Source organism: Nocardioides sp. URHA0020 (assembly GCF_000620705.1).
Taxonomy (GTDB): domain Bacteria; phylum Actinomycetota; class Actinomycetes; order Propionibacteriales; family Nocardioidaceae; genus Nocardioides.
Window position 1 is genome coordinate 132,144 of the sequence record NZ_KK211165.1, and the last position, 14,576, is coordinate 146,719.

Here is a 14,576-nt window from a genome sequence, read left to right on the forward strand (position 1 = left end):
GCAGGATGAGGAGCCGGCGCCGCATCCGGGCGCAGCGCCGAAGCGCTGCGGCGATCCCTAGCGACGGCGTACGACGACGGTGCGGGTCGTGCTGGTGGCGGGACGCACGGCGGAGCTGCCGCGGTAGACGACCCGGAGGTGGTGGGTGCCGGGGCCGAGGCGGGGGAGCCGGATCGCGGCGCCGCCCTGGCGCAGCGTGCCGGTCGCGAGGGAGCGTCCGTCGACCTGGACCGTGACCCGGCCGGTCGCCTTCGCCCAGTCGCCGTGCACGCCCGTGCGGACGGTCGCCCGGGTGGTCGCCGAGATGCGTCCCGGAGCGCTCACGCGGACCCGCGCCGAGCTGCGCAGCGGCCGCACCGTGGCACGGGCGGCGTTGAACGTGATCCGGTAGCCCGCGCGGTCGATCAGCACGTCCACGACGCGGTGCTGACCGGTGGTGGAGGTGCGCAGCACCCGGACGGTCGAGGGGCCGTGCCCCGTCGCGCGGGGCACGACCAGGGCGGTCAGCCGGGCGGACCTGCCGGACGTCGTCGCCTGGAGGGTGGGCGTCGGGACGAACTTGTTGACGTCCTCGCTGCGCCATCCCAGCAGGGTGGGCGTCTTGCGGCCCTTGACGACCGAGATCTGGGGACAGGAGCCGGCCCACACCAGGGTCGCGTCGGTGCCGGGACCGGCGGTCTCCGCACGCCCGCACCCCTTGCTCGTCACCGAGCGATCGGCGGCGAGCTGCCAGCGCTGGACGATCGGGCGCGAGGTGGGCTGGCGCACCTGGTCGTCGACCAGCAGCAGCTCGGGTGCCTTGAGGTGGATCACGGTGCGCTGCCAGGTCGCGCCGGTGATGGCGTGGGTCCGCACGCTGACGAGGTCGAGCTGGCGCGTGGAGCGGGAGGCGAGCAGCGGCGTGCGCGCGGTGCGGTCGTACGGGCGCCCCGGGATGTCGAGCACGTTGTGCGCCTCGTTGGACACGACGTACCGACGCGGTGCGCCGCCACCGCCGCCGTACACGCCGGGCTGCCAGAGGATCTGCCGCCCGTGGGCGAAGTAGCCGACGTTGCCGGCGTCCTCCTGGCCGTGCACCGCGTCCTTCATCGACTGCGCGAAGCGCACCGACACCAGCGACTGCTGGTCGGCGCGCTGCGTGTCGAACCAGCCGGAGCGGGAGAAGGCGTAGCCGCGGCCGTACAGGGAGAACGTCCGACCGGGGTGCGGGCCGGACTCGCCCCGGGTGGCGGCGTACTCCGTCGTGGTGCCGCGGAAGGACGGCGCCGGCCGGATCGCGGAGGTGTCGCCGAAGGCGACCAGGTTGCCGTCCGGCTGCGTGGCCTGGGCGATGAAGTCGGGCATCCGCTCGAGGCGCTTGAAGAGGGCGCCCGGGGTCAGGCCGCAGGCCTCCATGCGCGTCGCGAACTCCTGGTACCACATGTAGTTGAGCACCTGGTACTGCAGCGAGCCCTCGTCGATGACGCCCTGCTTGTCGACGGCGTTGCCGAGCATCGTCATCGCCCGCTTCACCGCCAGGTCGCGCCACGCGGGCACGTTGCTGCTGCAGCCGAGGGCGAGCAGGCCGGTGTTCTGCCACAGGCCGTGGTTGCCGACCGTGCGGTAGTGCCGAGGGTCCATCAGCACCGCGGCATGGGCGGCCTCGGCGTCGACCAGCCACGGCGGGGGCACGTCGTACAGGCTGCCCAGGCAGACGAGCCCGATCGCGCGGACGCCGTCGACCATGTCGGCCCAGGCGTAGTGCGACGGGGACGCGTTCGGCGGGTTGTCGGCGAGCCAGTCCTGGAAGAGCGCCGCGTAGCGCTCGAGCATCGCCTGGTTGCGGGTCGCGAGCCCCACCCGGCGCAGCGGGTCGACCCACCGCAGCATCTGGTAGTTGGCGTCCCAGTTGACGTTGCTGAAGGGGTTCTCTGCCCACGTCGGGTCCACCGGCAGCCGCCAGGTGGCGAACGTCGGGAGCTTGAGCCTGCCCGCCATCAGGTCGGCCGCGAGCTGCGGGTCCTGGGGCGTCGTGCGGAAGGCGCTGCCCGAGCAGTGCGGGTCCACCTGGCTGGCGGCGTTCGGCGAGAAGGGCCCCGCCGGGTCGGCGGCGTGCGCCGGACCCGGACCCGTGACGACGACCGCGACCGCGGCGACGAGAGCAGCGAGCGCTGCAGACAGACGCATGAACCTTGTTCCCCCGATGGACCCCGTGCGAGCCCCGATCGGGCCTACCGCGCCCGACGAGGATATCGCCCAATCGTCGGGTGCGTGGGGTTATCGGACAGCTGCCCTCCCGAACGCCGCGGCGCCGGGGGGTGTGGAATGTCCTCCATGCCGCTGTACGAGTTCGAGGGCAAGCGCCCCACCGTCCACCCCGACGCCTTCGTCGCCCCGACCGCGACCCTGATCGGCGACGTGACCGTCGAGGAGGGCGCGAGCATCTGGTACGGCGCCGTGCTGCGCGCCGACATCTGCACGATCGTGGTCGGGCGGGGGGCCAACATCCAGGACAACTCCGTGCTGCACGCCGCGCCGGGCACCAGCCTGGTGATCGGCGCCGACTCGACCGTCGGGCACGGGTGCGTGGTGCACTGCGCCGAGGTCGGCGAGCAGGCGCTGATCGGCAACGGCTCCACCCTGCTGGACGGCGCGAGGATCGGTCCGCGCACGTTGGTGGCCGCTGGATCGGTCGTCACCCCGGGCACGGAGATCCCCGGCGGCGTGGTGGCCGCCGGCATCCCGGCCCGGCCGACGAAGCAGATCGAGGGCACCTCGTCGGAGTTCTGGATCGAGCAGAACCCGCCGTACTACCAGGAGCTCGCGCAGCGCCACCGGGCCGGCGCCCCCGAGGTCCGGGAGCAGCCGTGAGTGTCCGGGTCGAGATCGACGGCCCGGTCACGACCGTCGTCGTCGACCGGCCCGGCGCCCGCAACGCCGTCGACGGCCCGACCGCTGCCGCGTTGGCCGATGCCTTCCGGGCCTTCGACGACGACGACACCCAGGCCGTCGCGGTGCTGCACGGCGAGGGTGGTCACTTCTGCGCGGGCGCCGACCTCAAGGCGATCGGCACCGAGCGCGGCAACCAGGTGACGCCCGTCGACGACGGCGACGCCGACGGCCCGATGGGGCCGACCCGGATGCGGCTCTCGAAGCCGGTGATCGCGGCGATCGACGGGTACGCCGTGGCCGGGGGTCTCGAGCTCGCCCTCTGGTGCGACCTGCGCGTGGCCGGTGGCGACGCGGTCCTCGGCGTATTCTGCCGGCGCTGGGGAGTGCCACTGATCGACGGCGGCACCGTGCGGCTGCCCCGGTTGATCGGTGCCAGCCGCGCGATGGACCTGATCCTCACCGGCCGCCCGGTCGATGCCTGGGAGGCGGAGCGGATGGGGCTGGTCAACCGCGTCGTCCCCGCCGGTCACGCCCGCGCCGAGGCCGAGGCGCTCGCCCGGACGCTGGCGGCGCTCCCGCAGGCCTGCCTGCGCAACGACCGGCTCTCGGTGCTCGAGCAGGAGGGGCTGACCGAGCGGGACGCGCTCGCGAACGAGCTGCGGCTCGGCCTGGCGTCGCTCGACGCCGGCGCGCTCGACGGTGCGGCCCGCTTCGCCGGCGGCGAGGGTCGGCACGGCCACGGTGGTTGAGGGGGTGAAGGCCGCCAGGCCTGAGCCTCGAAACCACCACCGCTGCGTCGCCCACGGTGGTTGAGGTGTGAAGGCCGCCAGGCCTGAGCCTCGAAACCACCACCAGGTCGCCGTCGATCGGCGTCAGCCGCCGCGGGTCGGCGGGTCGTCGAGGCAGACCGCGATCAGCTGCGCCGAGCCGTGGTCGGTGAACACCTCCCAGCCACGGTCGTAGGAGACCAGCCGCAGGTGGCCGCTGCGCGAGCGGATGAGCGCCGAGGCCGGCGCCGCGGTCGCGAACCCCGTGGTCGAGCAGTCGTGGCGCTCGATGAGCAGCTGCACCTGCGGCGGCAGGTCGGGGGCCGTCGCGATCGCGCCGCCGCCCTCGTCGTACGGCGGCGTCCAGAGACCGGCCAGCACGACGAGGGCCAGCGCCCCCGCCCTGATCACGAGGAGACCCACCTGCAGCCGGTGCGGCGGTGCGAGCCGGTGGTGCATGGGGACCTCCTCGTGCGGGACTTCCACGCCCGTCCCCCCAGGGCGGGCATGGTCCTCCCACCACCACAACGACGGACTCCTCCCGGGGGTACGCGAGGATGTGGGCATGCCTCAGTCGAGCCCCTGGTTCTCCTCGCCCACCGACGCCGTCACCCGGCTGGCCGAGGCCGGCTACCTCGCCGACGCGACCACCGCGACGACGGCGTACCTCGCCGGTGCGCTCGAGAAGCCGCTCCTGGTCGAGGGTCCGGCCGGCGTCGGCAAGACCGAGCTGGCGAAGGCCGTCGCGAAGGTGACGAACGCCGAGCTGGTGCGGCTGCAGTGCTACGAGGGTCTCGACGAGGCGCGGGCCCTCTACGAGTGGAACTACAAGAAGCAGCTGCTCCGGATCCAGTCGTCGCAGGGCTCGGACCAGGAGTGGTCGGCGACCCACGACGACATCTTCACCGACGAGTTCCTGCTGACCCGGCCGCTGCTGACCGCGATCCGGCGCGCGGAGCCGACGGTGCTGCTGATCGATGAGGTCGACAAGACCGACGTCGAGGTCGAGGGGCTGCTGCTGGAGGTGCTGTCCGACTTCCAGGTGACGATCCCGGAGCTGGGCACGGTCTCCGCCGTACGCCGTCCCTTCGTGGTGCTCACCTCCAACGCGACCCGCGAGCTGTCGGAGGCCGTGAAGCGGCGCTGCCTCTACCTGCACCTGGACTACCCCGACGCCGAGCGGGAGCGGGAGATCGTGACCTCGCAGGTGCCCGACCTCGACGAGCGGATCGCCGTACGCCTGGTCGAGACGATCTCGCGCCTGCGCGAGCTCGAGCTCAAGAAGGCGCCGTCGATCGCGGAGTCCGTCGACTGGGCCCGGACGCTCGTCGCCCTGGAGATCGGCGAGCTGGACGAGAAGGCCATCGCCGACACGCTGGGCGTCGTGCTCAAGCACGCGTCCGACCAGACCAAGGCCGTCAAGGAGCTCCGACTCCGCTCATGAGTGGTCTCGTCGACAGGCACATCTCCTTCCTGGAGGCGCTGCGCGCCGCCGGGCTGTCGGTGTCGCTCGCCGAGGACCTGGACGCGATCGCGGCGCTGGACGCGCTCGCGTGGAGCGACCGCTCGGTGGTGCGGGCGGGGTACGCCGCCACGCTGGTCAAGAAGCAGACCCAGCGGCCGACGTTCGACGCCCTCTTCGACGTCTACTTCCCGCGGATGGTCGGGGACGGCGTGGCCGGTCAGCGTGACGACGCGGAGGGCTCCGACGGCGCGGTGCGCGACAACGGCGAGGCGTTGGCCGGCTTCCGCGACGCGCTGGCCGACGCGCTCGCCGAGGGTGACCAGCAGGCGATGCTCGAGATGGCGGCGGAGATGATCGCCCGCTTCGGTGCGATGCCAGGGCGCGGACCGGGGCTGTCGTCCTGGTCGGCGTACACCGCGATGCAGCGAGTCGCGCCGGCCGAGCTGGTCGACAAGATCGTGCAGGCCCTGATGGCGGAGGGCCGCCTCGACGACGAGGCACGCCGCGAGGCCGGGCGCCGGATGGGCAGCTTCACCGCGATGGTCGAGGGCGACGCCCGGCGCAGAATCGCAGAGGAGAAGGGCCCCGAGCACGTCGCCAACGTGGCGATCAAGCCGTCGATCGACCGGCTCGACTTCACCGCCGCCCGGCGCTCCGACCTCGAGCAGATGCGGCGCGAGATCTACCCGCTGGCGCGCCGCCTCGCGACGCGGCTCACCCAGGAGCACCACGCGAGGAGACGGGGTCCGCTGGACTTCCGCCGTACCGTGCGGGCCTCGATGTCCACCGGCGGCGTACCGCTCACCACCCACCACCGGCCCAAGCGACCGCACCGCACCGAGCTCGTCGTGCTGTGCGACGTCAGCGGCTCGGTGGCCAACTTCGCGCAGTTCACGCTGCTGCTCGTCTACGCGCTGCGCGACCAGTTCGAGAAGGTCCGCGCCTTCACCTTCATCGACCACGTCCACGAGGTCACCGAGCACTTCGTGCCGGGTGCCGACCCCGCTGACGTGCTGGCCGACCTCGCCGCGAGCACGGCCCACGCCGCGTTGTGGGGTCGCACGAACTACGGGCGCGCGCTGCTGAAGTTCGAGGAGAACCACCCCGACGCGCTCGGCCCGAAGTCGTCGCTGCTGATCCTCGGCGACGCCCGCTCCAACTACAGCGACCTGCACCTCGACGTGCTCGAGCGGCTCGCCGGCCAGGCCCGGCACGCGTGGTGGCTCAACCCCGAGCACCGCCGGCACTGGGACACGGGCGACTCCGCCGCCACCAAGTACGGCGCGGTCGTGCCGATGGTCGAGTGCCGCAACCTCACCCAGCTCGGGGAGTTCGTGCACGACATCCTGTGAGCGTGAGCGTGAGCGTGAGCGTGAGCGTGAGCGTGAGCGTGAGCGTGAGCGTGAGCGTGGTCGCGGTTGCGGCGGGGGTGGGCGGTGGGAGATCCACCGATCTGCCGGGCGACAACGGTGGAAGGCCCACCGCTGGCCCGGGGGCGGTGGGAGACCCACCCATCCTTGGCCGGGAGCGGTGGAATACCCACCGCCGGCACGGAGGCGGTGCGAGATCCACCGATCCGTTGGGCGACAACGGTGGAATCCCCACCCCCAACCCGGGCAGCGGTGGGAGATCCACCGATCTGCTGGGCGACAACGGTGGAAGGCCCACCGCCGACCCGCGCGCCCGCATCACCGCCGCACGACCTGGAAGACCTGGCTCGTGACCTCCGCGGCGGGCCGGCCGCCCTCCAAGAAGCCCCGGTCGCGTAGCCCGGCGATCTGCTCGGTGATCGACGGGTCGCTGGACGCGTCGACCGCCGCCCCGCCGGCGATGTAGTGGCCGTAGCCGTGCGCGCCGACCACGGTCGAGTCGGCACGGTCGTCGTCGAAGGTGACCGTCGTCTGCTCGACGCTGTCGGGGTTGTCGGCCCCGTCCAGCAGGGGTACGACGTCGCCGTGGTGCTCGAGGGAGAGCACGTGGACGCCGTCGGGGAAGCCGCAGACCTGGGCGGTCGGTGACCCCGCGGTGACCACGTCGGTGATCGCGAAGCCCGTGTCGTGGCTGGCCAGCGCGGCTGCCTCCATCCCGCCGAGGGAGTGCCCGACCAGCAGCACCGGCTCGTGCGGCCCGATCCCGGCCCGGTGCATCGCGTCGAGGATGCCCTGCTGGTACGACGTGGGCAGATCGGCCGCCGAGCGCAGGTCGGTGCCGAGGTCGCGGATGTCGCCGTCCTGGGTCGTCGGCAGCGTGCCCAGGTCGTCGGTGCCGGGCAGGTAGACCACGTGCCGCGCGTGGTCGGTGCCGGGATCGAGCGACTGCACCTCGATCGTCCCGTTGTCACCGGACGACGGCGTCGGCGACAGCGCGGCCACCTCGGACAGGTGCTCGACCAGGCCCCGGACCGTCGCCGGCTGCCGGTCGCTGACGGTCGACCCCAGGTCCGGGCGGCGGACGGTGCCGGCCGCGCCGTCGTCGTACGCCGATGCGAGCAGCCTCGTCGCGGTGCGGTTGTCGGGCACCAGGACCGGCAGCGGCGAGAGCCCGGTGAGGAGTCCGCCCCCGCCGTTGATCGCGTGCTGCACCACGCCGGGATGGTGGACGATCCACCGCTGGACCGCCGCTCCCAGCCGGGCCCGCATCGCGGGTGGCATCGACGACAGGGCGACGGCGGCGGCGGGACCGGCGGCCCGAAGGGCGAGGCCGGCCGTCAGCCCCAGTCGCCAGTCGATGACGTCCAGCGCCAGCTGGGCGGCGTCGTCACTGGCCACCAGCGCCGCCAGCGCCCCCCGGACCAGGATGGCGTCCGCCTCCCAGCCGAGGGAGCAGGCCAGCAGCCCGAGCGGCCCGGTGGTCGCCGCGAGGATCGCCGCCTCGGCGGCGGCGAAGGTGACGGGTGACAGCAGCGCCGACGACGCGAGGTCCGGGTCGACGAGCGCCCGGCAGCCGTCGCCCGCCCACGCGCGGAGCTCGTCACCGGTGCGGTCGAAGACGTCCGCGAGCGCCCGTACGGCGTCGTACGTCGCCTCGATCCCGCCGACGCCCCCGGTCACGCCGGTGATGTCGGCCCCGCTCACAGCAGGCTCCGCGCGTCGTGCACGAGGTCGCCGACGGTGTCGGTCACGGCACCGCCCACGGCGACCACGGCGTCGACCGCGCCGGCATGGCGCTCGAGGGCCTCGGCGGCGTCGTCGTGCAGGCCGGCGCACGCGCCGAGCGTGGCCAGTCGGACGGCGAGCTGCGCGCGCATCGCGTCCGCTGCTCGCCCCCGCCACGGGATGCCGTCGCCCAGGCGCTGCAGCCGGGCCCCTTCGGCCCGGATCTCCTGGGCGCGCTCGCGCAGCTGCCGGGCGAGGTGCCGGATGCCGCTGGTGTCGGTGAGCATGTCGTCCCCCTTCGTCGTGCAGGGAGGCTCACCGGTCGGCGGCTGTGGAGAAACCTCAGCGGTCGAGGGCTGTGGAGAGCCGCTCGAGCGCCTCCTCGATCTCGCTCCCCGGGCCGGCGAAGCTGAGCCGGACGGAGCGACCGCCGTCGACGGTGTCGAAGTCAATGCCCGGAGCCACGGCGACGCCGGTGGTCGCCAGCAGGTGGTGGCAGAGGGCCATCGTGTCGTCGGTGAGGTGGCCGACGTCGGCGTACACGTAGAACGCCCCGTCGGCCGGTGCCAGCTCGGTGATGCCCAGCCTCGGCAGCCCGTCGAGCAGGATCCGGCGGTTGTCGGCGTACCGCGCGACGTGGGCGTCGAGCTCGGCGTACGACGCGTCGTCGAAGGCGGCCAGGCAGGCGCGCTGCGCGATCACCGGCGGACAGATCGTGAAGTTCCCGGTGAGCACGTCGACCGCGCGACCCAACCGCTCGGGCACCAGCATCCAGCCGATCCGCCAGCCCGTCATGGAGAAGTACTTGGAGAAGCTGGAGAAGACGACCGCCTCGCGGCTGGTCTCCCAGGCGCTGCGCGCGAGGTGCGGCTGGGCGTACTCGATGCCGTGGTAGATCTCGTCCGAGATCAGCTGGATCTGCTGCTCCTCGCAGTACGACGCCAGCGCGGCCAGCTCGCTCGGAAGGAGCATCGTGCCCGTGGGGTTGGCCGGGCTGGCGACGACGAGTCCCTTGATGCCCTTGCCGGACGCCTGAAGCGCGGCGAGCTGCTCGACCGTCGGCTGGAAGCGGGTCTCCGGGCCCGTCGGGATCTCGACCACCTCGCAGCCCAGGGCGGTCAGCACGTTGCGGTAGCAGGGGTAGCCGGGGCGGGCCATCGCCACCCGGTCACCGACTTCGAACGCCGCGAGGAACGCCAGCAGGAACCCCCCGCTGCTGCCCGTCGTCACGACCACCTCGTCGGGTGAGACGTCGATGTCGTGCGTGCGTCGGTGGTGGCGCGCGATCGCCTCGCGCAGCTCCAGGATGCCCGCAGCCGGGGTGTAGCCCAGCGGGTCAGCCGAGTCGAGCAGCCGCTTGGCCTCCTCGCGCACCGGCACCGGCGCGCCCGTCATCGGCTGGCCGGCGAGCATGTTGAGCAGGTCACCGTGCGTGCGCTGGCGCGTCGCCGCCGCCGTGAGCAGGTCCATCACGTGGAACGGCGGCACGTTGGCCCGGCTCGCCACCTGGAAGCGGTCGGTCATGGGGTGACTGTACGAAACTGGAGGTTCCTGAACGGAGTTCTGTACAGGAACCCGGAGTTTCACCGGCTAAGCGGTGAAACCCCTCGCCGCGTGACGCCCGGCCCGCCGCCCGAAGAACGACCCCTCACCGAGCTGCGTGCCGGAGCAGTAGCCCTTGCCGTCCTGCGCGAGGTTGGAGGCGCACGCGCCGGCGGCGTACAGGCCCGCGATCACCGAGCCGTCGGGCCGCTGCGCCTCACCGTCGACCGAGACGCGGATCCCGCCGAGAGTGAAGCCGGCGTAGATCGCCTTGCCGAGCCGCAGGTCGAAGACCGCCCACGGTCCGGTGCCCTGCGGCGCCAGCCACTCGGGACTCTTGTGGAAGTCGAGGTCCTCGCCGGCCTCGGCCAGCTCGTTGTAGCGCGCGAGCGTCGCGGCGACCGAGCCATCCGGCAGCCCCAGCGAGGTCTCCAGCTCCTTGATCGTCTCGAACCCGTCGATCAGCGGCACCAGCGGGAACTTGGGGTACTCCACGTGCTCGCTGTCGACGATGAGGTACGCCGTGTGGTCGGGCTGCTCCATCACGAACTGCGAGGTGCGCGAGTGGTAGCCGTCCTCCGCGACGAACCGCTCGCCGTCCCGGTTCACCAGGAAGCCGGTGACCAGCGCGGACGGCGGGTAGAAGGGTGCGGTGATGAACGGCTCCTCCATGTGCTTGAGCTCGGCGCCGACCGACGAGCCGAGCCGGATGCCCAGGCCGTCGTCGTACGTCGAGCCGAGCGTGAAGGGCTTCTCCGCCAGCGAGGGGGTGTACGCCGCGACCATGTCCGGGTTCATCACGAACCCACCGGCCGCGACCACGACGGCCGACGCCGCCACGTGACCGGTCACGTCGAACGACTTCCAGGCCACCCCGACCACCGCGCCGGCGTCCGACACCACGAGGTTGGTCACGCCGGTCTCGTAGCGGACCTCGACGCCCGCCTCCTCGACCCGGGCCCGCAGCAGGTCCATCACCATCCTGGTGCCCTCGGTGTCGCCCGCGACGGGGACCTTGTGGCCGCGCGGCGCCGGGACCGCCTGCTCCCTGTAGGGCCACACCTTCTCGTTGCCGGTGAACATCAGCCCCTGCGTCCCGGGCTGGATGACGGCCTTCTCCGGGTAGTAGGACCGCTCGAACTCGAAGCCGAGGTCCTCCAGCCAGTCGAAGTGCTCGACGGAGCCCTCGCAGTAGGCGCGGATCTTGTCGTGCTCGGGCTGCTTGGAGACCGCGACGAGGTACCTGTACATCTCCTCGACCGAGTCCTCGTGCCCGGTCGCGACCTGCACGGCCGTCCCCCCGCCGAGGTAGAAGTGGCCGCCCGACATCGACGAGGTGCCGCCGTGCACGGCCGCCTTCTCCAGCAGCAGCACCCGCGCGCCCGCGCGCGCCGCCTCGAGGGCGGCGCAGCCACCGGCAATGCCGAAGCCGACCACCACGACGTCGTACGACGCGGTGTCGTCCGCCAGCGCGGAGGCCGGGAGGACGGCGGGTAATGCGGTGCCCTTGCTCATGGCGCAAATCTAGAACAAGTTCCAGTTCCATGCGACGGCGGTCCGTCAAGAGGGGGGCCGCCCGTCGGTAGACTGCGGTCCCGACGCCGTGAAGCCCTGAGGTGAGATGACTTTCGACGCCCACCAGCTGGACACGTTCCTGCTGGTCGGCTCGGGCGTCACGCTGCTCGCGATCCTCGCCGTGCGCCTGTCCTCGCGCGCCGGGCTGCCCAGCCTGTTGATCTACCTCCTCATGGGGGTGCTCCTGGGCGAGGCCGGCCTCGGCATCCAGTTCGAGGACGCCGAGCTGGCGCACGCGCTCGGGTTCGCGGCGCTCGTCGTGATCCTGGCCGAGGGCGGCCTGACCACCAGCTGGCGCGAGATCCGCCCGTCGATGCGGCTCGGCGTCGGGCTCGCGACCATCGGCGTCACCATCTCGGTCGGCATCGTGGCGCTCAGCGCGCACTACCTGCTCGGCCTGCCCTGGCAGATCGCCGTCCTGCTCGGCGCCGTCACCTCGGCCACCGACGCCGCCGCGGTCTTCTCGGTGCTGCGGATGGTGCCGTTGCCCAAGCGCCTCACGGGCGCGCTCGAGGCCGAGTCCGGCCTCAACGACGCCCCGGTCGTCGTCCTGGTGGTGCTCGTCTCCTCGGGCGCAGCGGCCGAGGACGGCGTGCTGGCGATGATGGGGCTGATCGTCTTCGAGCTCGTCGCCGGCACCGCGATCGGACTCGCCATCGGGTTCGGCGGCGCCTGGATCATGCGCCGCGCCGCGCTGCCGTCGTCGGGCCTCTACCCCATCGCCGTGCTCTGCCTGACCGTCCTGGCGTACGGCGCCGGCGCGGCCGTGCACGCCTCCGGGTTCGCCGCCGTGTACGTCGCCGCGCTGGTCCTGGGCAACATGGAGCTGCCGCACCGGGCGGCCACCCGGTCCTTCTCGGAGGGCATCGCGTGGATCGCGCAGATCGGGCTCTTCGTGATGCTCGGCCTGCTGCTGTCCCCGGGCCGCCTGACGTGGGACATCCTCGGGATGGCGGTCCTGGCCGGGCTGGTCCTGACCTTCGTGGCCCGGCCACTCTCGGTCCTCGCCAGCGCGCTGGTCCAGCCGATGCCGCTGCGCGACCTGGCCTTCATCTCCTGGGCCGGCCTGCGCGGTGCGGTCCCGATCGTCTTCACGACCATCCCGCTGGCCGACGGCATCGACCAGGCCGAGGAGCTCTTCGACATCGTCTTCGTGATGGTGATCATCTACACCCTGCTGACCGGCCCGACGCTGCCGGCCGTGGCCCGGGTGCTCAAGGTCGCCCGCCGGTCGGAGCCGCGGGGGCTCGAGGTCGAGGCGGCCCCGCTCGAGCGGATCGCCGCCGACCTGCTCCAGGTGACGATCAGCCCGGTCTCGCGCATGCACGGCGTCGAGGTCGGGGAGCTGCGGCTGCCGCGCGGCGTGGTGGTGTCGATGGTGATCCGCGACGGGAGCACGCTGGTCCCCGAGCCCCGGACCGTGCTGCGGCACGGGGACGACCTGCTCATCGTCGCCCCGCGCAAGCTGCGGGAGACGACCGAGGAGCGGCTGCGCGAGATCAGCGCGCACGGCCGCCTCGCGCAGTGGCTGGGCGAGCGGCGTACGCGCTGAGGCGTCAGTTCACCGGTGGGCTGCAGATGGTGGTGTCCGACGCGGCGCGTACGGCGGCGCGGCCCTTCGCCAGCTCGGTGAACTCGTCGCCGACGACGACCGTCACTCCCACGCCGGGGCCCTTGCGTCGTTCGATGTCGACGCCCTTGCCGAAGTAGCTGGCCACCAGCTGGACGTCGGGGTCGGTGGGGGTGGTCGTCCAGATGGCGACCCTGCGCACCTTGGCCGAGGCCGCGTTGCCGGAGCTGCCCCGGACGAAGCCCTGGTCCTTGAGCAGCTGCATGGTCCGCCCGGCGAGGCCCTCGCGGCGCCCGCTGTTGTAGACGCTGACCGTGACCTGCTGCGGGTAGACCTTCTCGCCGGCCGCGACCCGCGTGGCGACGCAGACCGCGCTGGTGGGCTTGGCGGGCAGCGGCTCCATCGTCGCGCGCCAGCCCCAGACCCCCGCGACGGCCAGCGCGACACCCAGCACCAGCAGGGTGATCGTGGTCCGGGCGGCCTGGGTCATCAACCCTCCAGGGCGTGCACGCGCGCGTGCAGGATGTTGCGCTGCTGGAGAGCCGCGCGCAGCGCGCGGTGCAGGCCGTCCTCCAGGTAGTACTCACCCTGCCACTCGACGACGTGGGCGAAGAGGTCGCCGTAGAAGGTCGAGTCCTCGTCGAGGAGGGCGTTGAGCTGGAGGGTGTCCTTGGTCGTCACGAGCTGGTCGAGGCGGATCTGGCGCGGCGGCACGGCCGCCCAGCCCTTGGACGTGAGTCCGTGGTCCGGGTACGGCCTTCCGACGCCGATGCGCTTGAAGATCACGCCGCGACTATAACGAGACCTGCCGTACGGCGGCCGTGCGTCCGCCGGAGGTCCGCCGCGTGCGGGCGGCCCTCCGGCGGCGCCGGGGAGGGGCTCAGGCGGACCAGCGGATCGCGTCGTCGATGGTGTCGGCCAGGGCGTGCACGCCGCGCAGGTCGGTGCGCTCCACCATCAGGTTGGTGAGCGCTGCCGAGTGGCGCAGCCGCAGCAGGGCGCGCTGCTCGGCAACGCGGTCGATCGGAACTTCGGGGGTGCTGTGCTCGTCCATCGGTGCCTCCGGATCGGGTGTGGTGACCAGCTGTCGGGTCCGGCCGCCGGTGGATGGGGCGGCCTTCTGGGGACAAGATTGGATCGTTCACATCGCCGGGAGGTTGACCCTGCGTTACAAGCAGGTCAAACGTTCGGGCTGTTGTCGCCGGAAAAACTAGAATACGTTCTAGTTCTGTGGACGACATCACCGCGATCAGCCAGCTGAAGTACCGCTATCTGCGCACCCTGGACACCAAGCAGTGGGACGAGTTCGCCGACTGCTTCATCCCGCAGACGACCGGCGACTACAACGGCCTGCTCTTCGAGAACCGCGACGCACTGGTCTCCTACATGAGGGAGAACCTCGGCGAGGGCTTCCTCACCATGCACCAGGTGCACCACCCCGAGATCGCTGTCGACGGCGACACCGCGACCGCCCGCTGGTACCTCCAGGACAGGGTGATCGTCCCGGCGTTCCAGTTCATGCTCGAGGGCGCGGCCTTCTACTCCGACCGCTACGTGCGCACGCCTGACGGCTGGCGGGTCGCCCACACCGGCTACCGCCGCACGTTCGAGATCACCTACGACCTCAAGGACCTCCCCGGCACCAAGGTCAACGGTCCCGGCAAGCACACGCACGTCTGACGTCCGACACG

General features: G+C 72.3%; 15 protein-coding genes. 6 read left to right on the forward strand and 9 right to left on the reverse strand.

Annotated elements, in window-relative coordinates:
• Window positions 1-57: 57 nt before the first annotated feature.
• A complete protein-coding gene (locus tag N542_RS26360) occupies window positions 58-2,166 on the reverse strand; it encodes an Ig-like domain repeat protein (RefSeq protein ID WP_028642839.1) in 2,109 nt (702 codons plus the stop codon).
• Between the two features lie 147 nt (window positions 2,167-2,313).
• On the opposite strand from N542_RS26360, the gene N542_RS0104100 reads away from it, so the two are divergent.
• Both N542_RS0104100 and N542_RS0104105 read left to right on the forward strand, forming a co-directional pair.
• Entirely contained in the window at window positions 2,314-2,850 is a 537-nt protein-coding gene (locus N542_RS0104100; RefSeq protein WP_028642840.1) for a gamma carbonic anhydrase family protein, read from the forward strand.
• Complete coding sequence (locus tag N542_RS0104105) at window positions 2,847-3,620, forward strand: crotonase/enoyl-CoA hydratase family protein (protein ID WP_028642841.1); 774 nt, start codon at window positions 2,847-2,849, stop codon at window positions 3,618-3,620. Before N542_RS0104100 ends, N542_RS0104105 begins: the two co-directional genes overlap by 4 nt.
• 123 nt (window positions 3,621-3,743) lie before the next feature.
• Here the strand turns inward: N542_RS0104105 and N542_RS0104110 are convergent, their stop codons facing one another.
• Window positions 3,744-4,097: a hypothetical protein gene (locus N542_RS0104110; RefSeq protein ID WP_028642842.1), complete on the reverse strand. Its 354-nt coding sequence runs from the start codon at window positions 4,095-4,097 to the stop codon at window positions 3,744-3,746.
• Window positions 4,098-4,203: 106 nt separating this feature from the next.
• Here N542_RS0104110 and N542_RS0104115 point away from each other — a divergent pair, with 106 nt between their 5' ends.
• Window positions 4,204-5,082, forward strand: a complete 879-nt coding sequence (locus N542_RS0104115) for an AAA family ATPase (protein ID WP_028642843.1) — start codon at window positions 4,204-4,206, stop codon at window positions 5,080-5,082.
• Window positions 5,079-6,455: a VWA domain-containing protein gene (locus tag N542_RS0104120; protein ID WP_028642844.1), complete on the forward strand. Its 1,377-nt coding sequence runs from the start codon at window positions 5,079-5,081 to the stop codon at window positions 6,453-6,455. Before N542_RS0104115 ends, N542_RS0104120 begins: the two co-directional genes overlap by 4 nt.
• Window positions 6,456-6,791: 336 nt before the next feature.
• Here the strand turns inward: N542_RS0104120 and N542_RS0104125 are convergent, their stop codons facing one another.
• From N542_RS0104125 to N542_RS0104140, 4 genes are all read right to left on the reverse strand, one after another.
• Window positions 6,792-8,177 (reverse strand): hypothetical protein, encoded by a 1,386-nt coding sequence (locus N542_RS0104125; protein WP_028642845.1) that lies wholly within the window; start codon window positions 8,175-8,177, stop codon window positions 6,792-6,794.
• Window positions 8,174-8,485 carry a putative T7SS-secreted protein gene (locus N542_RS23335; RefSeq protein WP_051551383.1) on the reverse strand — a complete coding sequence of 104 codons (312 nt, stop codon included), beginning with the start codon at window positions 8,483-8,485 and terminating at the stop codon, window positions 8,174-8,176. The genes N542_RS0104125 and N542_RS23335 overlap by 4 nt, the downstream gene beginning before the upstream one ends.
• 55 nt (window positions 8,486-8,540) lie before the next feature.
• Window positions 8,541-9,722, reverse strand: coding sequence for a pyridoxal phosphate-dependent aminotransferase (locus N542_RS0104135; RefSeq protein ID WP_028642846.1), 1,182 nt, complete (start codon window positions 9,720-9,722; stop codon window positions 8,541-8,543).
• 66 nt (window positions 9,723-9,788) lie between these two features.
• Window positions 9,789-11,255: an FAD-binding protein gene (locus N542_RS0104140; RefSeq protein ID WP_028642847.1), complete on the reverse strand. Its 1,467-nt coding sequence runs from the start codon at window positions 11,253-11,255 to the stop codon at window positions 9,789-9,791.
• A gap of 106 nt (window positions 11,256-11,361) precedes the next feature.
• On the opposite strand from N542_RS0104140, the gene N542_RS0104145 reads away from it, so the two are divergent.
• Entirely contained in the window at window positions 11,362-12,867 is a 1,506-nt protein-coding gene (locus tag N542_RS0104145; RefSeq protein ID WP_028642848.1) for a potassium/proton antiporter, read from the forward strand.
• 4 nt (window positions 12,868-12,871) lie between these two features.
• On the opposite strand, the gene N542_RS0104150 is transcribed toward N542_RS0104145, so the two are convergent.
• The 3 genes from N542_RS0104150 to N542_RS27750 form a co-directional block, all read right to left on the reverse strand.
• Window positions 12,872-13,375: a LytR C-terminal domain-containing protein gene (locus tag N542_RS0104150; protein ID WP_028642849.1), complete on the reverse strand. Its 504-nt coding sequence runs from the start codon at window positions 13,373-13,375 to the stop codon at window positions 12,872-12,874.
• Window positions 13,375-13,671 carry a type II toxin-antitoxin system VapB family antitoxin gene (locus N542_RS0104155; RefSeq protein ID WP_028642850.1) on the reverse strand — a complete coding sequence of 99 codons (297 nt, stop codon included), beginning with the start codon at window positions 13,669-13,671 and terminating at the stop codon, window positions 13,375-13,377. The genes N542_RS0104150 and N542_RS0104155 overlap by 1 nt, the downstream gene beginning before the upstream one ends.
• A gap of 94 nt (window positions 13,672-13,765) precedes the next feature.
• Window positions 13,766-13,939, reverse strand: a complete 174-nt coding sequence (locus N542_RS27750) for a hypothetical protein (protein WP_197025847.1) — start codon at window positions 13,937-13,939, stop codon at window positions 13,766-13,768.
• Between the two features lie 176 nt (window positions 13,940-14,115).
• Between N542_RS27750 and N542_RS0104165 the strand changes: the two genes are divergently transcribed.
• The gene (locus N542_RS0104165; protein WP_051551384.1) at window positions 14,116-14,565 is read left to right on the forward strand and encodes a nuclear transport factor 2 family protein; all 450 of its coding nucleotides are present in this window, start codon (window positions 14,116-14,118) and stop codon (window positions 14,563-14,565) included.
• Window positions 14,566-14,576 lie beyond the last annotated feature (11 nt).